Genomic DNA, 24,199 nt, shown 5'->3' with positions numbered 1-24,199 from the left:
TCTGCTCACCGATGCCGTCCCGTTCCGGGGCGGCATCGGTGGTTTTCCCGGGCGTTCTCTGGGGGCGTCCGCGGACCCACCACCTCGCGGAGAGGACGTCTCAGCTCCCCGTTCGGTTGCGTCGCACCGGGGTGACGTTCCCGACGGCCGAGGATGCGTGGTATATGACCATGCCGCGGTTATCCTCGTCGGGTGTCCCTGACCTCCCGCGCCCACCGCTCCCGTGGCGCCGCCGCCCTCGCCGTCGTCGCGCTCCTCTTCGCCGGCTGCGACGCAGGCAGCTCCGACGCCTCCGAGGCCGCTGACGCCACCGACACCGCCTCGGGCTCACCGTCCGCCGAGGCACAGCCCGCCGAGGTCTCGGTCAACGTCGCCCGCGGCGCCGCGGACGTGCCGGTCTCCACCGTGGTGAAGGTCGACGCCAGCAACGGGCGCCTGACGAAGGTCAAGGTGACCAGCGCCGAAGGCGAGCTCCCCGGCAAGATCTCCGACGACGGCGCCCGCTGGGCGGCCGAGGACCGGCTCGAGCCAGGCGTCGACTACACCGTGGAGGCGGTCGCCGCGTCGACCAGCGGCGAGCGGACGCGACGTACCTCGTCGTTCACCACGCAGGCCCTCACCCTGGATCAGCAGACCTACCCGTCGGTCGCCCCGCTGGACGGCGAGACCGTCGGCGTCGGCATGCCGGTGATCGTCAGCTTCGACGTCGCGGTGAGCGACCGCGCGGCGATGGAGAAGAACATGACCGTGACCTCGACACCGGCCCAGGCCGGCACGTGGCACTGGATCAGCGACAACGAGGTGCACTGGCGCCCGAAGAAGTACTGGCAGGCCGGCACCGAGGTGCACGTCGAGGCCGACGTCAACGGCGTGGACGCCGGCGGCGGGATCTACGGCCAGGAGGACCGGGTCGTCGACTTCACCATCGGTGACGCGCACATCTACAAGGTGAACGCGCAGACCCACCAGATGAAGGTCTACTCCAACGGCAAGCTGGTCAACACCTTCCCGATCACCACCGGCAAGGAGGGCTTCACCACCCGCTCCGGCACCAAGGTGATCATGGAGAAGTTCGACTCCAAGCGGATGAACTCCGAGACCGTCGGCATCCCGCAGGGCTCCTCGGAGTCCTACGACATCGACAACGTGCAGTGGGCGATGCGGCTGACCAGCTCCGGTGAGTTCATCCACGCCGCCCCGTGGTCGGTCGGCTCGCAGGGCTACGCCAACGTGTCCCACGGCTGCACCGGGATGAGCACCGCCGACGCGGGGTGGCTCTACTCGATGTCGGTGCGCGGCGACGTGGTGGAGTACACCGGCACCGACCGCCCGATGGAGCCGGAGAACGGCTACGGCGACTGGAACATCGGCTACGCCGACTACAAGGCGGGCTCCGCGCTCTGAGGCCGGGCCGGCGGGCGCAGCTGCTCGCCCGCCTCAGCGGCGCCGCCTCGCGCGCGCAGCAGGAAGCACGACCACAGCGCCAGGCCGGCGAGCCCGGCCAGCACCGCCAGCAGGTCGGGGAACGGCCCGTCCACCGGTGAGGTCTGCTGGCGGCTGAACACGTAGTAGTGCTCGAGCCACGCCACCGCGCCGGCCAGCCAGACCAGGAGCACCCCCGCCCAGACGCCGGCGACCCTCCAGTCGCGCCGCTGGGCGGCGACCGTGCCGGGGGCCGCCCGGCGTCGCCACCGCCCGACCTCCAGCATCCCGACGGCGGTGACCGTGGCCAGCAGCGGCATCACCTGCATCAGGTAGCGGTCGTGGAACCCACCGCCGTGTGCCAGGAAAGTGACCACGTTGACCAGCGTGACCAGGGCATGGACGATGAGCAGCACCCAGGCGGCGTCCCAGCGCAGCCGGTGGCGACGCAGCGCCGACACGGCCGCCAGCGGGACCAGCACCAGCGCCGCGGCCAGCACGATCGGGGTGGTCAGCGTCGGCTCGGTGAGGCCCGGGATGTTGTCGATCCGCGCGAACCCGGCCACCGGCGAGCGCCCGAACTTCTCCAGCAGTGCGTCCTGGCCGGTGAAGTCGCCGTACAGCATCCGGTTGCGGATGAAGAACCAGCCGAAGGCGGCGGCCGGCACCCCGCCGACCGTGGCGGCGACCGCGACGCCCCTCCACCCGCGCCGACGGCCCAGGGTGAACAGCAGCGCCACGGTGCACAGGGCGACCAGGAGCACCCCCTGAGCGCGGGTGCCGGCCGCGAGGGTGCCGGCCAGGGTGGCCAGCGCGACGCGGCCCGGAGTGGCCGGACCGCGCATCATCCGGATCGTCATCAGGAGCAGGAGCAGGCCCGAGGCTGACGCCCACCCGTCGTTGATGAAGAAGGCGGAGCGCAGCACGAGCGTCGGGGTCATCGCGACGACGACCGCCAGGGCGGCGACGGCCGGACGACGGGGCACCAGCTCGCGGGCGAGCGCTCCGACCAGGAAGATCCAGACCGCGAAACCCAGCGTGTTCGCGAGCCGCATCGTGATGATCATGCCGCTCTGGTGGTCCGAGGCGAGCCACCACACCGGCACCATGGCCAGGTGGAACAGCGGCGGGTGGTTGGCCGTCCAGATGTCGCCGTGCGGCTCGTCCCACCCGCGGAACTCCTCGGCGGTCCCCGGGAAGCGTGCCGGGTCGTCGACGATGTCGGACTCGATCGTCGGCAGCCGGCCGTCGGCGAGCGCCGCCACGTACCCGGTGTGGGCCGGCTCGTCGTTGCCCCAGCTGGGCACCTTGAACACCAGCGCGATCTGGGTCCCGACGAGAGCGATCAGCACGGCGGCGAGCAGCGGGACGGCGTGCTCGCGTCCGGCCAGGGCGCGAACCCGCCGGACGAGGCCGATCCGGACCTGCAGCAGTCGGGGTCCGGCGCCGGGCGGGGCGGTGGTGAGCACGATCAGTCCCTCTCGTGTACGTCGACCGGGTGGTCTCAGGCGTCCGCGCAGTCGCGGAGGCGGTAGATCTCGACGACCGGCCCCGGACGGCGGTGTGCGGGCGGGTAGTAGTTGAAGCTGAAGTCGTAGGAGAAGTCGGTCGAGGAGTCGTCGGCGAACGGCGTCGCACGGAACACGAGGTCGCTCTCGGCGCGCAGGTGCGCGTAGTAGGCGGCGGCGTCGGCCAGCCCGGCGGCGAGGCCGCGGTCGTGCTGGTGGCCGCTGACCACGACCCAGCAGTAGCCGTCGCTCCGGTAGCCGTCGACCAGGCTCGGCCGCAGGCGCAGCTCGTACTCCTGGAACGGCCGCGGCACCGACGCCAGGGCCAGCCCCGCGTCCCGCAGAGACCGCCGGTAGGAGCCGGGGAAGGCCGGCTCCAGGACCAGGCGCTGCCCGGCCGGGATCTCCCGACGCATCCAGACCAGGGCTGCCTCCCTGGTGTCGGTGCGGGACAGCACCACATCGCTGCGCAGCACGTCGGTCGCGGGCTGGGCGAGACCTACCACCATCACCGCGGCCAGGGCCGCGGGTGCGCCCCGCAGCCGTCCGGTCAGCAGCCGTGCGGTCAGCACCCGCCGGTTCAGCAAACGGGCGTTCAGCAGGTCGGCGGACCGGACGGCGCCGTACCCGGCCAGCACCGCGAGCGCGGGGTAGGCCGGGAGCATCCAGCGGCCGAAGTAGCGGCCCTGCACCGACATCGTCACCAGGAGCACCAGCGGGAACAGCACGAGCAGCAGCGCTCGGCCGCGGTCGGCCCGCCAGCCGAGGACCGCGCCGGCGACCGCCAGCGCCGTCGGCAGGACGCCGAAGCCCCAGAGCAGGCTGGCCGGATAGCCGAGCCAGGCCGAGCCGGTCTGCCCGAGCTTGGCCGTCGCAGCCTGTGCGGACTGGCCGGTGAAGTTGGCCAGGAACTTGTCGAACTCCACCGCCAGGAAGGGGTTGAGCAGCAGCAGCGCGCCGATGCAGACCAGTCCGGCCGCCGCCAGCGGCAGCAGCGCGTGGGAGATCCGGCCGTCCTCGCGGCGCACCCGGATCAGGACCGCCGCGGCGACGACCAGCGCCATCGGCGCCGCCAGGTACTTGATGCCGGCGGCGAGGCCGACCGCCGCGCCCGCCAGCAGCAGGTCCCGTCGCCGGCCACCGTCGAGGTAGCGCAGGCAGGCCGCCAGCGCGACCGCGGTCGGCAGCAGGGTCGGGACGTCGTTGAGCGCCTGGTGGCTGTAGAAGACGGGCAGGTAGGCCAGGCCCAGGAACGCCGCCGCGCACAGACCGACCCGGTGGCCCGCGTAGGCGCGTCCGGCGGCGTACACGGCCGCCACGGCTGCCGTGCCGAGCAGCGCTGCGACCAGGCGCGCGACCACGAGGACGGCGGTCGGATCGTCGACGAGCAGCAGGGTCACGTCCTGGCCGGCGAAGACGACCCGGTAGACGAGGGCCACGAGGTAGGTGAAGCCGCTGGGGTTCTCGAAGTAGCCGGAGTACCAGTCGCCGTCGGCCGCGCGGGTCGCCTGCGGCACGTAGTGGAGCTCCTCGTCGGCGTTGTAGGCGTGCGGGAGACCGTGCCGCAGCGCGACCAGGCGGACCGTGAGCGCGACCAGCAGGATGCAGACCAGCGGCCACGAGGCACGGCGACGGCGCCTCGGTCGCTCGTGGGTGGCGGCGACGGACGCCGGGGTGGTCACGACCACGTCCACCACCCGACCCAGGCGCCGATCCCGGAGCCGCCCCCGGGGTCGGCGCGGGGGTAGCCGACACTCTGCGTGGCGGTGAGCAGCCAGACCACGCCGCACAGGGCGCCCAGAGCGCGCAGCCGACCAGCGGCCGGCGCCGTGCGCGCACCGAGGAGCAGCAGCCACCCCAGCAGCAGCGGCTCGCACCCCCAGCGCAGGTAGGCCTGCCCGCGGTCCCAGACCGGCAGGCAGACCAGCAGTGCCAGGTAGCCGGCCAGCGCCAGCCGCTCGTGCAGCGGCCCGTCCTGTCGGGCGACTCCGGTGCCGGCGATGACCAGCGCGACCAGGGCCGGCGCGAGCAGCACCAGGTTCGCCGCCTCCGGCCCGGGGCGCTGCGCGGCTGCCCCCAGGTAGCCGAGCAGCGCCTCGAGGGGGAGGCGCAGCACGTTGTCCCCCGGAGCCTCCGGTACGACGTCCGCCCAGCGTTGCCGCACCACGAGCCGCCACCCGGCGCAGACCGCGAGCGGCACCGCGCCGACCCACCACGGTGGCACCGAGCTCGATGCCACCGGTCTCGATGCCACCGGTCGTGACGGCACCGATCTCGACACCGTGGTCGACGTACCGCTCCCGCCGGCGGCCCGGCGCACGCCGCCTCGGGTGAGTGCCGCGGCGAGCAGCACCGCCACCGCGACGACGAGTGTGGTCTCGCGGGTGAGTCCGGCGGCGACGAGCGCCAGCGTGGCCGGCGCGGGTCGCCCGCGGCGCAGTGCGAGGAGCGCGGCGAGCAGCAGCGCTCCGGCCAGCGGCTCGGTCAGGTCCTGCCCGACGCCGACCAGGAAGCCGGCCCACAGCGCGGGCACGCCGCCCCACCACGGACTGCGGCCCAGGTCGCGGGCCAGCACCGCCGCGAGCGCCGCGATCGCGGCGACCGCCACCAGGTTGACCGCCAGCATCACCGTCGGCACCAAGGCTGCCCGACCGCCCGCGGACAGCACCCAGACGACGGCCGGATACCCGATCCGGGACTGCCAGTAGGCCGGCCGGGTGAACGCGATGCCGTGCTCGGTGACCTGGTCGGTCCACGGAGCCCGGGACAACCGGTAGTAGGCCTGACCGTCGTAGCCGCTGGTCCCCGGGGTGACCACCAGACCGGCCGGTGCCTCGGTGACGTCGGTGACCAGGTCGCCGGCCGCGACGAAGCCGCTCGGGTCCGCGGCGAAGACCGCCAGGCGGGCGCCGACGAAGAGGAGGTAGGCCACCATCACCGCCGCGACGACGGGTCCGACCCGGCGCGGACGGGTCACGCTCGCCTCAGGCGTCGACCGCACGCGGGGCCTCGTCGGGTCGGGTGCACGATCCGGAGCCGGTCGGCGATCGGCGCACGCGGGGGAGCGCGGCGAGGGCGGCGAGCCCGGCCATCGCGAAGTCGGCGATCGCGTGCACCAGTCGGGAGAGCAGCGCCGCGGCCGCCGCCGGACCCACCCCGACCGCCGGGGACAGGACCGCGATCAACACGCCCTCCCGGGCGCCGAGCCCGGCCGGCGCCAGCACCAGCAGCACCCCGGCCGCGTGGGCCAGGGCGAAGGCGCCGACCGCGACCAGGAGGTCGTCGGGCCGCACCGGTCCGACCGCGCTCAGGAGCACCGCGAGGCCGGCTCCGTAGCAGAGCCACACACAGCACATCAGGCCTCCGGCCAGACCGAGCTCACGTACCCCGAAGACCGTGGCCACCCCTTCTCCGGCCAGCCGGTCGCCCAGCCGCCGGACCACCGGCGGGCACAGCACCGCCGCGCTGCCGACCGCGATGACCACCCACCAGCCCGCGGCGATCGGGGTCGGTAGCACGCCGAGCGCGGCCAGCGCGGACCCGAGCAGGACCCCGGTGAAGGTGTGGACCAGCAGGAACAGTGACGACGCGGTGACGCTGGAGCGCACCGGGACGTGGTGGCGCCGGCCGAGCTGGGCCTGCGCGGCGAAGCTCCACACCGACCCCGGGACGTACTTGCCGAGCTGCCCGACGAAGAAGACCGCGCCCGCCTCGCGTGGGCCGATCGGAGTGCCGAGTGCGATCAGCAGGCCGCGCCAGAGCACGCCGGTCAGGCCCAGCCCGACCGTGGTCAGCAGGGCGGCCCCGAGCAGCCGGGCGACGCCGGTCCGGCCGATGGCGGCGGAGATCTCCGCCCAGCGTCCCTCGAACCCCCACCACGCGAACCCGACGGTGAGCAGGACGAAGAGGATCCGGGCGCCCAGCAGCGCGTGCGCGCGACTCACCTGGTGGTGCCGACCGCCGACGGGTGCAGCAGTGCCGTACGGGTGGGATAGGGCAGGGCCGGTGTCAGTCCGCGGGTCATCGTCGTCGACACCCGGTCCGAGACGGCCTCGATCGCGTCCCGGTAGCGGCGGCGGTCCACGTTGTCGAAGACGACGATCCCGTCGGGCGCGACCCGGGCGAGGGCTCGCTCCAGGCACGCCTCCCGGGCCCGTCCGTCGATCACGACCACGTCGAACTCGCCGTCGACCTCGTCGATCGCGCGCACGTAGTCGGCGAAGTCCAACCCCGCGTGCCCCGGCTTCGCGGACGGCACCGTGGGGCGCCGGGCGCTGGTCGGCTCGACCACCTCCAGGTGCACGTTGCCGGGCAGCTGCGGGGCCAGGCGCAGCGCCCAGCCCGCGTGGTGCTCGACGGCGTGCACCGAGCCCGCCCGCGCGGCCAGCCAGAGGGTGGAGGCGCCGGATCCCCACTCGAAGACCCGGGCGCCGGGTCGGTCCGCCAGGTGTGCGGCCACCAGTTCCGCGGAGTCGAAGGTCCACCAGGGGACGTCGAGGTCGGCCAGCCCCCGCACGTCGTAGATCGCGACGAGCGACAGCAGCCAGGTCGCGGTGCGGGAGCGGGGAGCGCGGCGGCGGAGGAGCGCGAGCACCCCGACGGCGTCGAGCACCGTGCCGACACCGCGCAGCACGCGGACGTAGAACAGCTTCATCACAGCACCCCGGCCGTGTCGGGCACCCGCAGGATGTCGAAGCGGGCGCGCTTGGTGTGCTCGAGATTGGTCTCGATGAGTGCGCGGTTGGTGCGGATCAGGTCCGCGACGATGCCCAGCATCAGGCAGAGCGAGGACATCACCACGAGGGCGGCGCCGACCAGCAGGGACTGCACGTGACCGCCACCGTCCCCGGTCGCCGCCAGTGCCGCGTAGCGGAGGTAGGGCAGCAGTCCCAGCACGCCGAAGAGGGCCGCCATCACGCCGAAGATCACGTAGGGCCGGTACATGATGTAGGCGCGGGTGATCGCGGCGGCCGAGCGGAAGACGTGCTGCCGGGTGGAGGAGAAGAGCCGGGACTCGCGGGTCTTGGCGTTGGTCAGCACCGGCAGGCTGGCGATCGCCAGGTTCTTGTTGCCGGCCTGGATGATCGTCTCCATGCAGTAGGAGAAGCGGGTCACCGTGTTGAGCCGGATCAGGCTCTCCCGCGAGTAGGCGCGGAACCCGCTGGCGGCATCGGGCAGCTCGGTCCGGGCCGCGAGGTTCACCACCCGGCTGCCCCACCGCTGCAGGGCCTTCTTGGCAGGCGAGAAGTGGTCGATCAGCCCCACCTGGCGGTCCGCGATCACGATGTCGGCCTCGCCGCGCAGGATCGGCTGGACCAGGTCGCCGATCCGCTCCTGCGGGTACTGGTTGTCGCCGTCGGTGTTGACCACGATGTCGGCTCCGATCGCCAGGGCGTGGTCCACGCCGTCGGTGAACGAGCGGGCCAGCCCCTGGTTGCGGTGGTGCCGGACGAACTCGGTGACACCGAACGACCGTGCCACCTCGACGGTGCGATCACTGGAGCCGTCGTCGATGACGACGACCACGATCTCGTCGATCCCGGGGATCTGGTGGGGGATCGAGGAGAGGACGAGGGGGAGCGTCTTCTCCTCGTTGAGACAGGGAACCTGGACGACGAGCTTCACGCGGGCCTCACTGCATCGTGCGCTGCTTCTTCGGTCTCGGGGAGCCTAGGAAGGGGCGCGGACCCGGACGGGACGCTCGGGTGACCGGCCGGCGAACACCTGGCGGACGCTGGAGGGACCACCTCGCGTGTCGCCGCAGGGCGGTCGACAATGGCGCGCGTGGCAGCCCCCGACCTCGGCCCCGACCTCGGGCCAGCCGTCCGCCACCCGCGGACCCGCCTGCCGCGGCCTCGCCCGCGGGCCCGGGTGCTGCTGCCGCTGGTGCTGTTCTTGGTCGTCGGCGGCGTCTATGCGCTGACGGTGAGCCGCGACCCGAGCCCGGACGCGTTCACCGCCGACTTCGCCGCCTGGCACATCGCCCGCACCGGTGACCCGGTGCCCGACATCGGCGACTTCCCGCTGCTCGACGACAACATCATCCGGGACACCTGGATCGTGGAGACCGTCGATGGCAGGGAGGCGGTCGGGCGGGCACCCGGGGTGATCGCGGCCGTCGTCCCCGCCTACTGGATCGCCGCGCCGAGCGGGATCAGCGCCGTGCCCGGTGGGATCACCGCCGCCCTGCTCAGCGCCCTTGCGATCACCCTGTTCTTCCTGCTGCTCCGGGACCGGCTGCCGCTGCGCACCGCCCTCGTCGGTACGGGGCTGCTCGCCTTCGGCACTCCGGTGTGGTCGGTCTCCGCGGATGCGATCTGGCCGCACACCCTCACCACGCTGGGGATCCTCGGGATGGCCTGGGCGGCGGACCGGGACCGGTGGTGGCTGGTCGGACTCTTCGGCGGCCTCACCCTCTGGGGCCGTCTCCACGCCGCGCTGATCTGCGCCGTCCTCGGCGCCGGCGTCGCCTGGACCCGACGACGACCCGCGATCGCTCTGCGGGCGGGGGCGGTGGCCGCAGCGATGCTCGCGCTGATGTCCTGCTGGACCCGGTGGATGTACGGCCGCTGGGATCCCACCTCGGGCTACCGCGCGGCCGACTTCGCCGACAACGCGACCGGTCACGCCTTCGACGTGGTCGACCACCTCGGCTTCGTCCTCGCCGCCGACCGTGGCCTGCTCTGGTGGGCGCCGCTCCTGGTGGTGCTCGGGCCCGCCGCCTGGCGCAACCGGCACGAGCTGCCGGACTGGAGTCGCTGGCTGGTGATCGGCGCGGCGTCGTACCTGATCGGTCAGGCGGTGCTGAACCGGTTCAGTGGTGGAGACCAGTTCTACGGGTATCGGACCAGCCTCGAGCTGGTGGTGGCGCTCGCGCCGGCGCTGGCGCTGAGTGCTCACCGGATGGGGGAGCGGGCCCGGCGCTGGTTCCCCGCGGTGGCCGTGCTGCAGGTGGTGCTGATCGCCCCGGGCGCGATCAGGAACGACTTCCACACGTCGGTCGCCGACGTCTGGTGGCGCAATGCCTTCCTCGACGCTCTGGTACGCCGCCCGCTGGAGCTGGTGCCCCTGGTGCTGCTCACGCTCGGGGCGATCGCCGTGGTGCTGGTGATCGCCCGCACCGAGCGGGTCGCCCGGCTGCTCGACCGGGAATGACGAACGGGTCCGCTCCCACCAGGGGAGCGGACCCGTTCGTGTGCGGCCGGGCCGCGGTCGATCAGTGGTCGGCCGGGCCGTGCTTGTTCGGACCGTTGGCGATCTGTGCCTCGAGCTCGTGGAGCTCGTGCTCGGCGTGCTCGGCCGAATCGTCGATCTCCTCGCGGGTCGGCTTCTGCCGGTTGTCCGCGAAGTACAACTTCTGCAACCGCTGACGCAGCCGTGCCTTGCGCAGCTCGCGACCCGACAGCGAGCTGTCCGACTCGTCGATCTCGTCGATCTCCGGGTCGTCGTCGCGAGCGGTGAGCGTGTAAGCCTTCGACTCCGGCAGGGGCAGGTGCTTCTCGGCGTACTTGCCGTCGGGGGAGCGGACCAGCACACCGGACTCGTACCCGTGGAGCAGCTTCTCCTCGTCGTGACGCTGCAGCGAGATGCACCAGCGTCGGGTGATGAAGAAGGCGATCACCGGTCCGATGAACAGCGCACCACGGATGAAGTAGGTGATCTGGTTGATGCTCAGATCCATCTTGATCGCGATGATGTCGTTGCCACCCGCGGCCCAGGCCAGGCCGTAGAAGGTCATCAGCGCGACCATCACCGCGGTCCGGGTCGGCGCGTTGCGCGGACGCTGCAGCAGGTGATGCTCCCGCTTGTCGCCGGTGATCCAGGACTCCAGGAACGGCAGCAGCATCAGGATGATCAGCAGCAGCGGCGGCGCCACCAGGATCGGCAGCATCACGTTCCACGACACGGTGTGGCCCCACAGGTGGGTCTCCCAGGCCGGGATGATCCGGAGCAGGCCGTCCGGCCAGCCCATGTACCAGTCGGGCTGGGAGCCGGCGGTCACCTTCGACGGATCGTAGGGACCGAGCTTCCACACGTTGTTGATCGAGAACAGGCCACCGAGCAGGGCGATGACGCCGAACACGATGAAGAAGAAGCCACCGGCCTTGGCCATGTAGACCGGGAGCATCGGGAAGCCGACGACGTTCTGCTCCGTGCGGCCGGGGCCGGGCCACTGCGTGTGCTTGTGGTAGACGAGCAGCAGCATGTGGGCGGCGATCAGGGCCAGCAGCAGGCCCGGGATCAGCAGGATGTGCATCGCGTAGAACCGCGGGATGATCGAGTCGCCGGGGAACTCGCCGCCGAACAGGAAGAACGACATGTAGGTGCCGATCACCGGGGTGGCCTTCATGAAGCCGTCCGCGGCGCGGACGCCGGTGCCCGAGAGCAGGTCGTCGGGGAGGGAGTAGCCGGTGAAGCCCTCGATGGTGCCCAGCAGCAGGAGCAGGCAGCCGATCAGCCAGTTGACCTCGCGCGGCTTGCGGAACGCGCCGGTCAGGTAGACGCGCAGCAGGTGGATCATCATCGCCGCGATGAAGATGTGCGCCGCCCAGTGGTGCATCTGCCGCATCAGCAGACCACCGCGGACGTCGAAGGAGATGTCCATGGTCGAGGCGAACGCCGAGGAGACGTGCACACCGCGCAACGGGTCGTAGGAGCCGTTGTACTCGACCTCGGCCATGCTCGGGTCGAACCACAGGGTCAGGAAGACGCCGGTCAGCAGCAGCACGACGAAGCTCCACAGAGCGACCTCGCCGAGCATGAAGGACCAGTGGTCGGGGAAGACCTTGCGCAGGTTCTTCTTCATGGCCGTGCCCAGGCCGAGACGCTCGTCGGCCCAGTTGGCGACGGCGCCGGCGCGCTTGCTGCCCTTGCTCGGGGTGGCGGGCTCGGTGCCGTTCGTCGTGGCGACCTTGCTCATGTCACCAACGGTCATAGTAGTCACGCTCCCAGTAGCTCGGGCCGACCGGCTCGTCGAAGTCGCTCTGTGCGACCAGGTAGCCCTCTTCGTCGACCTCCAGCGGCAGCTGGGGCAGCGGCCGTCCGGCCGGGCCGAACACGACCTTGCCGGAGTCGGCGAGGTCGAAGGTGGACTGGTGGCAGGGGCAGAGCAGGTGGTGGGTCGTCCGCTCGTTCAACGAGATCGGGCAGCCGACGTGGGTGCAGATCTTGGAGTAGGCGACGATGCCGTTGACCGACCAGTTCTCGCGGCTGCTGCCGTCGGCCGCCTTGCCGGGCTTGATGTCGCCGGGCTCCATCCGGAGCAGGATCAGCGAGGCCTTGGACTTGTGCACCTGGAGGTTGATCCCCTCCACTTCCTCGGGCTCCACGTAGTAGCGCTCGGGGTTGAACAGCACCTCGGGCTGGGCGTTGACCAGGTCGCCGATCTCCAGGTCCGAGGCGAGGATCGGGGTACCGATCGCGTCGCGGGCGATCCGCATCTTCGGCACCGTCACCTCGGCGCCGTCGACGGTGACCGTCTCGCCGCCGCGGGCCCAGATCGTGCTCTCCAGGGCGTCGCCCGGGAGCGGTCCGAGGTCGCGGAGCATCACCACGGCCGGCAGGCCGAGCAGGCCGACCGCGCCGATCATCGAGTTGCGGATCAGCGGGCGGCGGCCGATGCCGGACTCCGCGAGGCCGTCGCTGAGGGCCTTGAGGGTGCCCTCGCGGTCCTCGTCGGAGGAGCGCGCCGGGTGGCGCATCTCCACGATCTCCTTGTCCGCCATCAGCTTGCGGGCCCAGTGGATGATGCCGATGCCGATGAAGAGCAGGGCCAGGCCGAGGGTGGTGCCGAGGGCCATGGTGGAGGCGCCGAACCCGGCGATGATCGTCCAGTCGTCGTCGATGTCGAAGACGAAGTAGGAGACCAGGAAGAGCACGGTGCAGATCGCGGAGAGCGTGAAGAACCCGACGACCTGGCGCTCGGCGCGCTTCTCAGCGCCGTCGTCGACATCCGTGGGGCGCCACTGGTGCTCCGGCAGCCCCGGGTCCGCGATCGGCCCCGCGGGGACCACCTCGGTCCCGGAGGAGTGGGGGTCGTGTACGTCGGTCACGCTTGCGCCTCGTCCTTCTTCTTGCTCGAGCGAGTGGTGTGGGCTGCGATCCAGACGGCGAATCCGACCAGCGCACCGAGGCCCACGAGCCAGGCGACCAGGCCCTCACTCACCGGTCCGAGGCCGCCGAAGCTGAAGCCGGCGTAGCCGGGCTGCTCGTCGAGCGCCTCCAGGTAGGCGATCACTGCCTTCTTGTCCTCCGGCGGGATGTTGCCGTCGGAGAACGTGTCCATCGACTGCGGGCCGGTCAGCATGGCCTCGTAGATGTGCTTGGAGTCGACCCCGCGGATCTTGGGTGCGAATCCGCCGCGGGGCATGGCGCCGCCCGAGCCCTCGAAGTTGTGGCAGGCGGTGCAGTTGGCGAGGAAGATCTGGCTGCCGCGGGTGACCAGCTCGTTGAGCTCGTCCTCCTCCATGCCCTCGGTGGAGTAGAGCTCCTCGTCGGGGATGGCCGGGCCGGTGCCCAGGGTGGCGACGTAGGCGGCCAGCGCGGCGGTCTCCCGCTCGCTGTAGACGACCTCCTTGCGCGGCGCCTGCGACCCGGGCTGGGCCATCGGCATCCGGCCGGTGCCGACCTGGAAGTCGACGGCGGCGGCGCCGACGTCGGTCAGGGCCGGGCCGTACTGGCTGCCGCCCTGGGTGAGGACGCCCTCGCCGTTCTGGCCGTGGCAGAAGGCGCAGCCGACCAGGAAGAGCTCGCGGCCCTCCTGGACCAGCTCCTCCTGCTCCGCGGCGGTGTCCGCCTGGGCGGGGGAGAGGGCGGCGTACAGGCCGCCGGTGAGCAGCAGGCCGAGCAGCAGCACCACCAGGCCGGCGATCGGGCCGCGGCGGTGCCGCGAGAGGCGACCGGCGGAGCGGTTCAGAAGACGCACGTTCAGTCCTTGCGGGTCCGGGTCGGGTCAGGGCGGTTCATCGTCATCACGTGATCACTTGACGATGTAGATCGTGGCGAACAGGCCGATCCAGACGACGTCGACGAAGTGCCAGTAGTACGACACGACGATCGCGCTGACGGCCTGCTCGTGGGTGAACCGGCGCGCGAGATAGGTGCGGCCGAGCACGAACAGGAAGGCGATCAGACCACCGGTCACGTGGATCCCGTGGAAGCCGGTGGTCAGGTAGAACATGGTCCCGTACGCGTCGTTCGGGATGGTGACGCCCTCGTGGATGAGCTCGGTGTACTCCAGCGCCTGACCGCCGATGAACACGGCGCCCATCACGTAGGTGAGGATGAACCACTCGCGCAGCCCCCACTTGTTGATCTGGAGCAGCCCGCCGGCCCGGCTCACCTGGCCACGCTCGGCCGCGAAGACGCCGAGCTGGCAGGTCAGGGACGACAGCACCAGGATGGTGGTGTTCGCGAGCGCGAACGGGACGTTCAGGAGGTCGGTGTTGGCCGCCCACATGTCCTCGCTGACCGCGCGGATCGTGAAGTACGACGCGAACAGGGCCGCAAAGAACATCAGCTCGCTGGAGAGCCAGATGATCGTGCCGACAGCGACCATGCTGGGTCGGTCGTGCTGGCCGTAGAGCCGCGAGGCAGGAAGGGATGCCGTTGCTGAGGTCGCCACGATTGCCATTATGGCGGTAGTCGACCGAGTCGGCATCCCGACCCCCTCCAAATCGGCGTGCCGGGGGCCGTCTGCGGCGGGGAACGAGGCTCGAGGGAGTCTCGGAGCTGCCGGAGGCATGCAGCCGGAGGTGCTGTCGACGCTACCGGCCACGTGGTCGGCGACCTGTCGGATCGTGGCCGGGAGCGGTGCTGGGTGGCGACCGGACACGACCGGGCGACGACCCGGCGGCCCGAGAGGGGGGTAGCATCCCGCGGGTGTCCTCCGACAAGCCGCTGAAGGTCCTCGTCTACAGCGACGACGTGCACACCCGCGAGCAGGTCATCCTCGCTCTGGGGCGTCGCCCGCACCCCGATCTGCCCGAGCTGGAGTACGTCGAAGTCGCCACGGAGCCGGTGGTGATCCAGAACATGGACGCCGGTGACATCGCGCTCGCCGTGCTCGACGGCGAGGCCGTGCCGGCCGGCGGGATGGGTGTCGCCAAGCAGCTCAAGGACGAGATCGCCCATTGCCCGCCGCTGCTGGTGCTCACCGGACGCCCGCAGGACGCGTGGCTGGCCACCTGGTCCCGCGCCGACGCGGCGCTGCCGCACCCGATCGACCCGCTGCGCCTCGCGGAGGCGGTCATCGCGCTGCTCCGCGGCCGAGTCGCTGCATGAGCGGAGGGCACAGCTGGCCGCAGGTCCTCGACACGCTGGTCTCCGGTCGTGACATCTCCTCGGAGGCCGCCGGGTGGGCGATGGGCGAGATCCTCGCCGGGGAGGCGACGCCGGTGCAGATCGCCGGCTTCGCGGTGGCCATGCGCGCCAAGGGCGAGACCAGTGCGGAGCTCACCGGACTCGTGGAGGCGATGTACGCCACCGCCACCCCGATCAGTGTTCCCGGTCGCACGCTCGACGTGGTGGGCACCGGCGGCGACCGCTCCTTCTCGGTGAACGTCTCGACGATGGCTGCGATCGTGGCGGCCGGTGCCGGCGCGCGGGTGGTCAAGCACGGCAACCGCTCCGCCTCGTCCAAGGCCGGCACCGCCGACGTGCTGGAGACCCTCGGCGTGCGCCTCGACCTGCCGGTCCCGCGGGTGGCCGCGCTGGCCGACGAGGCGGGGATCACGTTCTGCTTCGCGGCCGCGTTCCACCCCGCGCTGCGGCACGCGGCGATCCCGCGCCGCGAGCTCGGGATCGGCACCCTGTTCAACCTGCTGGGTCCGCTGGCCAACCCGGTCAAGCCCGCTGCCCAGGCCATCGGCTGCGCGTTCGAGGGCAAGGCCGAGGTGATGGCCGGCGTGTTCGCCCGCCGCGGCGTGGACGCCTGGGTCTTCCGCGGGGACGACGGCCTCGACGAGCTCACCACCACGACCACCTCGCAGGTGTGGGTCGCCCACCAGGGGCAGATCACCACTGCGACGGTCGATCCTCTGGACTTCGGCATCGCCCGGGCGACCACCGAGGAGCTGCGCGGCGGCGACGTCGACCACAATGCGGACGTCGTCCGGCGGATGCTCGCCGGCGAGGCCGGACCGGTCCGGGAGGCCGTGGTGCTCAATGCGGGCGCTGCCCTGGCCGTCTACGACGCCCCGGGGCGGCCGGTGGCCGAGTCGCTGGCGGCCGGGATCGAACGGGCGACCGAGGCGATCGACAGCGGTGCCGCGCGCGCCACCCTGGATCGGTGGGTCGCGGCCGCTGCGGGCTGAGTGCTATCCGGCCGGCGCCCGCAGGTAGTCCAGCGCATCCGTGTGGTCCACGACGACCCACCCCTCGCGCTGCAGGGCGTAGCCGAGCGCACTGTCCTCGGGCAGCACGGCCACGGTGACGCCGAGGTCGCCGACCGTCGTGTCCCACCCGGGCTCCAGATCCGACATCGCGTCCAGCCGGTCGAGCTCCTCGTCGGTGTAGACGTCGCCGTAGCCGTGGACCGGGATGTCGAGGTCCGGGTCGGTCCACATCAGCGCGGCACCGTAGGACCGGTCGGTGAGCACCGGGGTGCCGGCCGGGAGCCTCGCGAGGCGGTCGGCGAACGGCTCCAGGTCCGCGGCGGCACCCGGTCGGGTGGCTGACCCGGCGAGCGTCGTACCGATGACGACGGCGGCGGCGACGAGCGTCACCAGTCCGATCTCGCGGCGCCCGACCGGTGGCCGCGGGTAGCGGCGTCGACTCCAGAGCTCGGCGGTGATCGGCGCCGCGATGATCACCGCGAGCGGGATGGTGCGCTCGGAGTACAGCGCGAGTCCGCCGGCGAGCACCAGTTGGGCGACGTCGTAGGCGGACAAGGGTGGACGACGGAGCCCGATGAGGAACCCGGAGCCGACGATCACGGCGGCCGGCAGCAGGGTCAGCGTGGCGTAGTCCGGCGCCGCCCACTCCCCGAAGTGATCCGAGCGGCTGTTGACCTCCAGCACGGCGCCGACCAGCGCGGGGCCGACCGGGGTGACCATCGCGACGGCGACCATGCCCGCCGGCACGGCCAGCCATCGAGCGGCGTCGGCGCGTCGTGGTCGCTGGTCGATGATCAGTCCGACGGCGAGGGCGAGGCTGACCACGACCCCGACCACCCAGAGTCCGTGGCACATCGCCCAGACCCACGCCAGAGGGATCAGCCACCACGGTGTGGTGCCGCGCAGCCGGGCGTGATGCCATCCGAGCAGCACCGCGGTCAGCGCGATGAAGCTGACCATCTGCGGGCGCATCGAGATCCACGGCGAGAGCCCGACCGCGGCCAGCAGGGTGATGCCGGCGGCGGGGATCGGGCGGCCGCGGGTCCGTGCCAGCAGGTAGAGGCCCACGAGCAGGGCGCCGGTGAGCGTCAGGAACAGGGCGGAAAATCCGCGGGAGCCGAGATGGTCCCAGGTCCAGGCCAGGGTGATCTGGGACAGCCACTGCGTCGGCACCCAGTCGGCCGATCCGGAGGCGCCGACCTGACCGGGGTCGCGCAGGGTCCAGCCCCCCAGGAACTCGTCACCGAACCGGAGGTGGAAGTAGGTGTCGGTGCTGGCGAACGCCGAGCGCTTCGCGCCGAGGACGAAGGCCACCACCAGCGTCCCGAGCAGGAACGGGAGGACCCGCGTGATCAGGGGGAAGAGCGGCCGCGGCGCGACCGCCGAGGTCTCGGCACGGCCGGCATCGGCGGGATCCGGGCTGCTCACCTGGTCGGGCGTGGGTGGCGTCAGTCGAGACCGATGGAGAAGGCGGACTCCAGGTCGTGCCGGGAGTAGGCGCGGTAGGCGATGTGGGTCTCGGTGTCCACCACCCCGGGCACCTTGTTCAGCTGGTCGGACACGACGCTGGCGATGTCCTCGTGACGACGGACGCGGACCAGGGCGATCAGGTCGATCTGCCCGGTCACCGAATAGACCTCGCTGACGCCGTCCAGCGCTGCGATCGCCTCGGCGACCTCCGGGATCCGGGCCGTCTCGGCGTTCACGAAGACGATGGCGGTGATCATGGCCTCACTCTAGGGGTGATCCGCTCCAGGTGCCGGGCGGCGCCCGTGACCGGGCACGTCCACTCGCCGTCGACGTCGACCAGGCGCACCCCGGGCCGTTCCAGCCAGGCCAGCACCCGCTCGGTCTCCTCCGCGGTGGCCGGGGGCGACGCCGGGTCGGGCAGCACCGTCTCGGCGGACGCCCGGAGCTGGTCGACGTAGCTGCGGGCGTCGGTGCCCGCCGGGATCACGCCGGCGGCGGCGAGCCGGCCGTGCCGGACGACGTGCACCGCCCACCGTCCGTCCTCCTCGCGTCGGGTCGCCACGATCTCCGGACAGGTCAGCAGGGGGCCGAGACGCTGGGCGCGGGTGGCGGCACGGATGAACGCGGCGAGTCGGTCGCGGTGGGCGGCGGCCTGCTCGAACCGCTCCTCCGCGGCCAGCTCGGACATCTTCGCCTCGATCGTGTCCACCACCTCGTCGGGACGGCGGGTGACCGCGTCGCGGACCTGGCGCACGATCGCGCCGTAGGTCAGCTCGTCGACGCTGCCGTCGCAGGGGGCCAGGCACCGCCCCAGCTCGGCGAGGACGCAGGCGGTCCTGGTCGGCTGCACGGGGAGGCGGTCCTTGCACTGTCGGATCGGGAAGACCTCGTGCAGCGCCGCCAGGGTCGACTCGGCGGTGGCCCGCGAGGAGAACGGGCCCAGGTAGTCGGCCAGGTCCTCCTTCGGGCGCGCCACGACCGACAGCCGCGGCCACGCCTCGCGGGTGAGCTTGAGATAGCTCACCTTCTCGGGGAACCGCGAGCGACGGTTGTACGGCGGCTTGTGCTCCGCGATCAGCCGCAGCTCCCGGACCTGTGCCTCGAGCGGGGTCGCGCACGCGATCCCCCGCACGGTGCTGGCGATCTGCACCATCTCGCCGATCCGGCTGCGCGTCTCCGAGGCGGTGAAGTAGGAGCGCACCCGTTTGCGCAGGTCCTTCGAGGTCCCGACATAGAGGACCCGGTCCTGGTCGTCGGTGAACAGGTAGACGCCCGGGGCGTGCGGCAGGTGGTCGGCCAGATGACGCTTGCGCCGCTGCGGTGCCGCGACCTTGGACGAGTAGGTCGCCAGCTCCTCGAAGGTGTGGACACCCAGCCCTCCCAGCCGCTCCAGCATGCCGTGCAGGACGTCGACGGTCGCCCGCGCGTCGGAGAGGGCGCGGTGGTTGGGGGTGGTCGTGGCTCGGAACACCTGCGCCAAGGAGGAGAGCTTGTGGTTGGGCGTCTCCTCGCGGGAGACCACGTGGCGCGCCAGACGCACCGTGTCCAGCACCTCGAAGTCGGGCCAGGTCAGTCCGAGCTCGGCGGTGAAGTGCCGCAGGAACCCGACGTCGAAGCGGGCGTTGTGGGCCACCAGCACGCTGCCGGTGGCGAACTCGAGGAACGCGGGGAGAGCCGAGGAGATGGATGGAGCGTCGGCCACCATCGGGTTGGTGATGCCGGTCAGCACCGCGATGAAGGCGGGGATCGGCTGATCGGGGTTGATCAGCGTCTGGAACTCGCCGAGGACCTCGCCGCCGCGCACCTTGACCGCGCCGATCTCCGTGATCCGGTCGCCGTCGGCGAGCGATCCGCCGGTGGTCTCGAGGTCCACCACACAGAAGGTGATGTCGCGCAGCGGCCGACCGAGGTCGTCGAAGCCCTGCTGCGCCTCCCACCGCGGTCTCGTCTCGGAGGCGGCGCTCGAACCCATGCTCCGGACCGTACGGAACGGTGCCGACACAAACGCCGCGGCGCGCCGTCGTGCCCGGGTGGCCACTCGACCGACTGTGGCGCGGGGAGGATCGCGCGCTAGTGTCCGCCGTGGCGTTACCCATTGCGATCAGACCGGCCCCAGGTCAGGAGGACCCGTGACCCAGCAGCTACCCGACGAGCTTCACAGGTGGCGCTGCGCGGGATGTGGCAACCTGACCCGCTTCGATGTCACCCGGACCCGGCGCACGACGGAGTTCTGGCACCTCGACCTCCCCGGTGAGCCCCGGGTGGAGCAGACCGAGGTGATCGCGGAGACGATCGAGAACGTCCGGTGCCGTTGGTGCGGGCGCGACGACGCGATCGAAGTGGTCATCCGCACCGACGCCTGACCGGGTCCCGACGGACCGCCCCGGATGGTCGTGTCGGCGGTTGTGTCGGACGGGGGCGCGAGGGTGCTCGTCATGACGACGAGGATCGATTGCGACACCTGCGTGGTGCGCGGGCTGGCCTGTCACGACTGCGTCGTGACCGTGTTGCTGGGGCCGCCGCCGGAGCTGATGGTCGAGGACGACGAGCTGGTGGCCCTCGACGCCCTGGCCGAGGGCGGCCTGGTGCCTCCGTTGCGGATGGTGCGGCCGGTGCAGGGACCGGACGTCGAGTCGGCGTGAGCCCGACCCGGACGTCGTGGCCTCCTCCCACCAGCGACGTGACGGATGTGACGAATGGGGCTGGATGGGACTGATGGGGTGAAGGGTGGCCCACAACACGCGCGTCGGGGGTTTGGAGCCCCTTGACCGGGCGCCTATTGTTCTGGCTCAGGTGTCCGTGGAAGTGGGTCGACGATCCGCGCGGGCGCCGCGCTGAGTCCGGATCGGCAACGATCCGGAGCCGGGGAACCACCAGTGTTTGCTCTGGGGTGAATCCCGGCCGAGAGGCAGCAGCGCCGGTCACAGCGATCGGCGGTGCGGTCGGAGGCCGGGTAGGGCGCGTCGTGCCCGAATCCGTCAGCTCACCCGGTAGGCGTACGACACCGAAGGGGACCGCCAGCTCGTGCTGAACGGCCGAAACCGCATCACCGCAGCTCTCGCGACCCTCGCCGTCACCGGCTCCGTCGCGCTCACCGTCACCGGCTCGCAGACACCTGCGCAGGCCGAGCCGGACATCGACACCGTCAAGGAGCGGGTCGAGCGTCTGATGCACGAAGCGGAGCAGGCCTCCGAGCGCTACAACGACGCGCGGATCGAGCTCGACGAGCTGAACACCGAGCTCGACTCCCTCGCCGCCGACCGTGACCGGCAGGGCGACGTCCTCGACGGTGTGCGCTCGGACGTCCGCGACGCGATGATCACCCAGTACCAGGGCCAGAGCCTGGGCACCGCCGGCCGGCTCCTCGAGTCCGACACCGGCCAGTTCCTCACCGAGCTCTCCACCGTGTCGACGGTCAACGACCTGCAGGACTCGCTCCTCACCGAGTACGGCACGGAGCTCGAGGCCTACACCATCCGCCGCGACCAGACCGACAAGCGGCGCGAGAAGGTCTCCGACCTCGAGGGCCAGCTCGAGGAGGAGAAGTCCACGGCGGACGACAAGCTCGCCGAGGCCGAGGAACTGCTCGACGACCTCGAGGCCGAGCAGCGCGAGGAGGTTCTCTCCCGCGGCGACTCGACCCGACCCGTCGACGTCGACGTCTCCGGGCGTGCGTCGGCCGCCGTCAACTACGCGATGGCGCAGCAGGGCAAGGCCTACGTCTACGGCGCCGCCGGCCCGAGCGCCTTCGACTGCTCCGGCCTGACGATGATGGCCTGGGCGCAGGCGGGGGTCTCCCTGCCGCACTCCTCGAGCGCGCAGTACAGCAGCGGCACCCGGATCGCGGAGAGCCAGCTCGCCCCCGGTGACCTGGTCTTCTACTACAGCCCGATCAGCCACGTCGGCATGTACATCGGCAACGGGATGATCGTGCACGCCGCCAACCCCGGTACGGGCGTCGTCGTCTCCGCACTCCACTCCATGCCGTACGTCGGTGCGGTCCGCCCGGGCTGAGTCCTCCCGGCCCGTCCGGGTAGCACTCGGTCTCGCGCTGGTCGCGACACTGACCGCCGGCTGCTCGGACTCCTACCGACCGCCTGCCCCGGGGGCGACCACCGGGGCCTCGCCGGCCGACGTCGAGGCGCGGGCCGTCCGGACGCTCGAGGAGCTCCAGGCGGCGCTGCGCACCGGTGACGGGATCGCCGCGGTCGCGGCCGACGACCGCGCCGCCTCCGCGGTGGCCGCGGCGGCGGACAACGTCGAACGTGCGGACATCGACAAGGTGTCGCTGCGGTTCCTGGACGCCGGGGGGCGTCCTCAGGAGAACGGCAGCTGGGACGCCACCGTCGAGCTCACCTGGCGTTTCCGCGGCTACGACCGCGGGGTCGCCCGGCGTGAGGTGACCGTGACCATGGCCGCCGACGGCGGGACCGTGACGGCGCTGGGCGGGGGAGAGGCCGCGACTCCGCTGTGGCTCGCCCAGCCGCTCGCGGTGCGCCGCGTCCCCGGCGCGCTGGTGCTGGCCGCTCGCTCGACCGACGTCACCGCGCTCGCCGCACGGGCCCGGGACGCCGTCGACCAGGTCGGAGCGGTCCTCGGAGGGTCCGGCAAGATGGTCCTGGAGGCACCCGGCAGCACCGGGGCGCTCCACCGTGCCCTGGACGCCCCGCCGGGTACCTACGACACTGTCGCGGCCGTCACCGCACCGGTGGACGGCGCCCTGACCAGCGATGCGCCGGTGCACGTCTTCCTGAACCCGGCGGTCTACCCGGACCTGGACCCGCTGGCCGCTCAGGTGGTGATCACGCACGAGACGGTGCACGCGGTCACCCGCGCCCCGGTCGCCACCGCGCCGCTGTGGCTGGTCGAAGGGTTCGCCGACTACGTCGCCCTGCGCGACGTCGACCTCCCCTACGCCCGGTCGGCGGGACAGATCATCGACCAGGTGGCGGCTCAGGGCGCACCGCGGAGCCTGCCGTCCGATGCTGCGCTGAACCCGTCGGCCGACGGGCTGGGCGCGCAGTATGAGGCGGCCTGGCTGGCCTGCGTCGCCCTGGCCGACCACGCCGGCGAGCAGGCACTCATCGACCTCTACCGTGCGGTGCTCGGCGGGGCGACGCTCGACGAGGCCCTCGATCAGTACACCGACTGGACGGTCGACGACCTCACCGCCGCCTGGCGTGGTCGGCTCCTGGACCTGGCGGGCGCCCGGTGACCGGGGACGTCGACCTGGTCCGGGCGCGGCGGGTCGCCCTTGCCACGGCCGCGGTCGGCGGCGTGGCGTTCGTGGTGCTGGCGATCCTCCTGGTGCCCTGGCACCCGGTGCCGGGCGGCGCCCCGGACCCGGTGCCGGCCACGGACCTGCTGACCGCGGAGCAGATCGATCGGGCGGAGCAGTTCTCCCGCTGGTCCCGGGTGTGGAGCTGGAGCGCGCTGGCGCTCTCCCTGGCGGTCGCGTGCTGGCTGGGCTTCAGCCGCCGGGCGCGTGACTGGGCGGCGCGCACCCCCGGGCCGTGGTGGCTCCGGGTGTGGCTCCTCGTCCTCGTGGTCACCGTGGTCGGGCGCGTCGTCGTACTGCCGCTCACGGTGGCGCGCCGCCAGCTGCTGCTGGACGCCGGGCTGGCCACCTCCTCGTGGGGCGCATGGACGGTCGATCTCCTGATCGGGGTGGGCGTCGACGTGGTGGCCACGGGCATCGCGCTGACCCTCGTGGTGGCGTGCGCGCGGCGCTTCCGCCGGTGGTGGCCGGCGCTGGTGGCCGGGCTCCTGGCGGCGCTCGTCGCGCTGGGCTCCTTCATCTACCCGGTCGTCATCGAGCCCCTCTTCAACGACTTCGAGCCGCTCCCGCAGGGCTCGCTACGGACCGCGATCCTGCAGATCGCCGACGAGGAGGGCGTGGCGGTCGAGGACGTCCTGGTGGCGGACGCCTCACGGCGCACCAGCACCCTGAACGCCTACGTCTCCGGATTCGGCAGCACCCGACGGGTCGTCCTCTACGACACCCTCGTGGACGACCTCCCCGAGGACCAGACGCTCTCGGTCGTCGCCCACGAGCTGGCGCACGCGGAGAACGACGACGTCCTGGTCGGCACGGCTCTTGGCGCCGCCGGCGTGGTCTTCGGGGTGGGTCTGCTCGGCGCTCTGGTGCTGGCCGGGGAGCGGCGGGGCCGGTGGCGGCTGGCCGACGGTTCGGCGGTGCCGGCGGTGCTCGCCCTGGTCGCCCTGGCGAGCCTGGCGGCGGCCCCGGTGCAGAACGGCATCAGTCGCCTCGTCGAGACCCGCGCGGACGTGGTGGCCCTCCGGGTCACCGAGGACCCCGGCGCGTTCCTCGCCATGCAGCAGCGACTGGCCGAGCGGAGCCTCGCGGACCCGACCCCGCCGGCCTGGTCGCAGTGGTGGTTCGGATCGCACCCGACACTGGTCGAGCGAGCGGCTCTGGCGCTGGACTGACCCTGGTGGCGCGAG

22 protein-coding genes and 1 riboswitch are annotated in these 24,199 nt (G+C 72.1%); of the genes, 9 read left to right on the top strand and 13 right to left on the bottom strand.

Annotated elements, in window-relative coordinates:
- Positions 1-192: 192 nt before the first annotated feature.
- Complete coding sequence (locus FIV43_RS09030) at positions 193-1,404, top strand: L,D-transpeptidase (protein WP_231123866.1); 1,212 nt, start codon at positions 193-195, stop codon at positions 1,402-1,404.
- Here the strand turns inward: FIV43_RS09030 and FIV43_RS09025 are convergent.
- From FIV43_RS09025 to FIV43_RS09000, 6 genes are read right to left on the bottom strand one after another with little or no spacing between them, the layout of a single operon-like run.
- Positions 1,380-2,891 (bottom strand): class-II aminoacyl-tRNA synthetase family protein, encoded by a 1,512-nt coding sequence (locus FIV43_RS09025; RefSeq protein WP_141013861.1) that lies wholly within the window; start codon positions 2,889-2,891, stop codon positions 1,380-1,382. The two genes, FIV43_RS09030 and FIV43_RS09025, sit on opposite strands and share 25 nt — an antisense overlap.
- A gap of 35 nt (positions 2,892-2,926) precedes the next feature.
- The gene (locus FIV43_RS09020) at positions 2,927-4,612 is read right to left on the bottom strand and encodes an ArnT family glycosyltransferase (protein ID WP_141013860.1); all 1,686 of its coding nucleotides are present in this window, start codon (positions 4,610-4,612) and stop codon (positions 2,927-2,929) included.
- Positions 4,609-5,931, bottom strand: a complete 1,323-nt coding sequence (locus tag FIV43_RS09015) for a hypothetical protein (RefSeq protein ID WP_141013859.1) — start codon at positions 5,929-5,931, stop codon at positions 4,609-4,611. Before FIV43_RS09015 ends, FIV43_RS09020 begins: the two co-directional genes overlap by 4 nt.
- Positions 5,915-6,874: a lysylphosphatidylglycerol synthase transmembrane domain-containing protein gene (locus tag FIV43_RS09010; RefSeq protein ID WP_141013858.1), complete on the bottom strand. Its 960-nt coding sequence runs from the start codon at positions 6,872-6,874 to the stop codon at positions 5,915-5,917. The genes FIV43_RS09015 and FIV43_RS09010 overlap by 17 nt, the downstream gene beginning before the upstream one ends.
- Entirely contained in the window at positions 6,871-7,584 is a 714-nt protein-coding gene (locus FIV43_RS09005; RefSeq protein WP_141013857.1) for a class I SAM-dependent methyltransferase, read from the bottom strand. Before FIV43_RS09005 ends, FIV43_RS09010 begins: the two co-directional genes overlap by 4 nt.
- The gene (locus tag FIV43_RS09000; protein WP_141013856.1) at positions 7,584-8,555 is read right to left on the bottom strand and encodes a glycosyltransferase family 2 protein; all 972 of its coding nucleotides are present in this window, start codon (positions 8,553-8,555) and stop codon (positions 7,584-7,586) included. Before FIV43_RS09000 ends, FIV43_RS09005 begins: the two co-directional genes overlap by 1 nt.
- Before the next feature lie 159 nt (positions 8,556-8,714).
- On the opposite strand from FIV43_RS09000, the gene FIV43_RS08995 reads away from it, so the two are divergent.
- Positions 8,715-10,085, top strand: coding sequence for a hypothetical protein (locus FIV43_RS08995; RefSeq protein WP_141013855.1), 1,371 nt, complete (start codon positions 8,715-8,717; stop codon positions 10,083-10,085).
- A 61-nt stretch (positions 10,086-10,146) separates the two neighbouring features.
- On the opposite strand, the gene qcrB is transcribed toward FIV43_RS08995, so the two are convergent.
- From qcrB to ctaE, 4 genes are read right to left on the bottom strand one after another with little or no spacing between them, the layout of a single operon-like run.
- Positions 10,147-11,850, bottom strand: a complete 1,704-nt coding sequence (qcrB, locus tag FIV43_RS08990; RefSeq protein ID WP_231123865.1) for a cytochrome bc1 complex cytochrome b subunit — start codon at positions 11,848-11,850, stop codon at positions 10,147-10,149.
- Between the two features lies 1 nt (position 11,851).
- Entirely contained in the window at positions 11,852-12,982 is a 1,131-nt protein-coding gene (gene qcrA / locus FIV43_RS08985) for a cytochrome bc1 complex Rieske iron-sulfur subunit (RefSeq protein WP_141013853.1), read from the bottom strand.
- Complete coding sequence (gene qcrC, locus FIV43_RS08980) at positions 12,979-13,854, bottom strand: cytochrome bc1 complex diheme cytochrome c subunit (RefSeq protein ID WP_141013852.1); 876 nt, start codon at positions 13,852-13,854, stop codon at positions 12,979-12,981. The genes qcrA and qcrC overlap by 4 nt, the downstream gene beginning before the upstream one ends.
- A gap of 54 nt (positions 13,855-13,908) precedes the next feature.
- Positions 13,909-14,562 carry an aa3-type cytochrome oxidase subunit III gene (gene ctaE, locus FIV43_RS08975; RefSeq protein ID WP_141013851.1) on the bottom strand — a complete coding sequence of 218 codons (654 nt, stop codon included), beginning with the start codon at positions 14,560-14,562 and terminating at the stop codon, positions 13,909-13,911.
- Between the two features lie 248 nt (positions 14,563-14,810).
- Between ctaE and FIV43_RS08970 the strand changes: the two genes are divergently transcribed.
- Positions 14,811-15,212 carry an Rv3143 family two-component system response regulator gene (locus tag FIV43_RS08970; RefSeq protein WP_196781018.1) on the top strand — a complete coding sequence of 134 codons (402 nt, stop codon included), beginning with the start codon at positions 14,811-14,813 and terminating at the stop codon, positions 15,210-15,212.
- Positions 15,209-16,243 (top strand): anthranilate phosphoribosyltransferase, encoded by a 1,035-nt coding sequence (trpD, locus tag FIV43_RS08965; protein WP_141013850.1) that lies wholly within the window; start codon positions 15,209-15,211, stop codon positions 16,241-16,243. Before FIV43_RS08970 ends, trpD begins: the two co-directional genes overlap by 4 nt.
- 3 nt (positions 16,244-16,246) lie before the next feature.
- Here the strand turns inward: trpD and FIV43_RS08960 are convergent, their stop codons facing one another.
- Genes FIV43_RS08960 through FIV43_RS08950 form a run of 3 tightly spaced genes read right to left on the bottom strand, consistent with a single transcriptional unit; the run spans position 16,247 to position 19,706 of the window.
- Positions 16,247-17,692, bottom strand: coding sequence for a hypothetical protein (locus FIV43_RS08960; RefSeq protein ID WP_141013849.1), 1,446 nt, complete (start codon positions 17,690-17,692; stop codon positions 16,247-16,249).
- Between the two features lie 20 nt (positions 17,693-17,712).
- The gene (locus tag FIV43_RS08955; RefSeq protein WP_141013848.1) at positions 17,713-17,991 is read right to left on the bottom strand and encodes an Lrp/AsnC family transcriptional regulator; all 279 of its coding nucleotides are present in this window, start codon (positions 17,989-17,991) and stop codon (positions 17,713-17,715) included.
- Positions 17,988-19,706, bottom strand: a complete 1,719-nt coding sequence (locus FIV43_RS08950; RefSeq protein ID WP_141013847.1) for a DEDD exonuclease domain-containing protein — start codon at positions 19,704-19,706, stop codon at positions 17,988-17,990. Before FIV43_RS08950 ends, FIV43_RS08955 begins: the two co-directional genes overlap by 4 nt.
- A gap of 157 nt (positions 19,707-19,863) precedes the next feature.
- Between FIV43_RS08950 and FIV43_RS08945 the strand changes: the two genes are divergently transcribed.
- From FIV43_RS08945 to FIV43_RS08925, 5 genes are all read left to right on the top strand, one after another.
- On the top strand, positions 19,864-20,097 hold the full coding sequence (locus tag FIV43_RS08945) for a hypothetical protein (RefSeq protein WP_141013846.1): 234 nt from the start codon (positions 19,864-19,866) through the stop codon (positions 20,095-20,097).
- A 72-nt stretch (positions 20,098-20,169) separates the two neighbouring features.
- Positions 20,170-20,376: a hypothetical protein gene (locus FIV43_RS08940; RefSeq protein ID WP_141013845.1), complete on the top strand. Its 207-nt coding sequence runs from the start codon at positions 20,170-20,172 to the stop codon at positions 20,374-20,376.
- Positions 20,377-20,566: 190 nt separating this feature from the next.
- A riboswitch (cyclic di-AMP (ydaO/yuaA leader) is annotated at positions 20,567-20,733 on the top strand.
- Between the two features lie 25 nt (positions 20,734-20,758).
- Complete coding sequence (locus FIV43_RS08935; protein ID WP_231123864.1) at positions 20,759-21,748, top strand: C40 family peptidase; 990 nt, start codon at positions 20,759-20,761, stop codon at positions 21,746-21,748.
- On the top strand, positions 21,729-22,949 hold the full coding sequence (locus FIV43_RS08930) for a gluzincin family metallopeptidase (protein WP_141013844.1): 1,221 nt from the start codon (positions 21,729-21,731) through the stop codon (positions 22,947-22,949). Before FIV43_RS08935 ends, FIV43_RS08930 begins: the two co-directional genes overlap by 20 nt.
- Positions 22,946-24,184, top strand: coding sequence for a M48 family metalloprotease (locus FIV43_RS08925; protein WP_231123863.1), 1,239 nt, complete (start codon positions 22,946-22,948; stop codon positions 24,182-24,184). The genes FIV43_RS08930 and FIV43_RS08925 overlap by 4 nt, the downstream gene beginning before the upstream one ends.
- The last annotated feature ends 15 nt before the right edge of the window (positions 24,185-24,199 follow it).

Source organism: Nocardioides sambongensis, from assembly GCF_006494815.1.
Classification (GTDB): Bacteria; Actinomycetota; Actinomycetes; order Propionibacteriales; family Nocardioidaceae; genus Nocardioides; species Nocardioides sambongensis.
The sequence above is the reverse complement of the archived record's forward strand: the minus strand, read 5'-3'. Positions and strand labels throughout refer to the sequence as shown.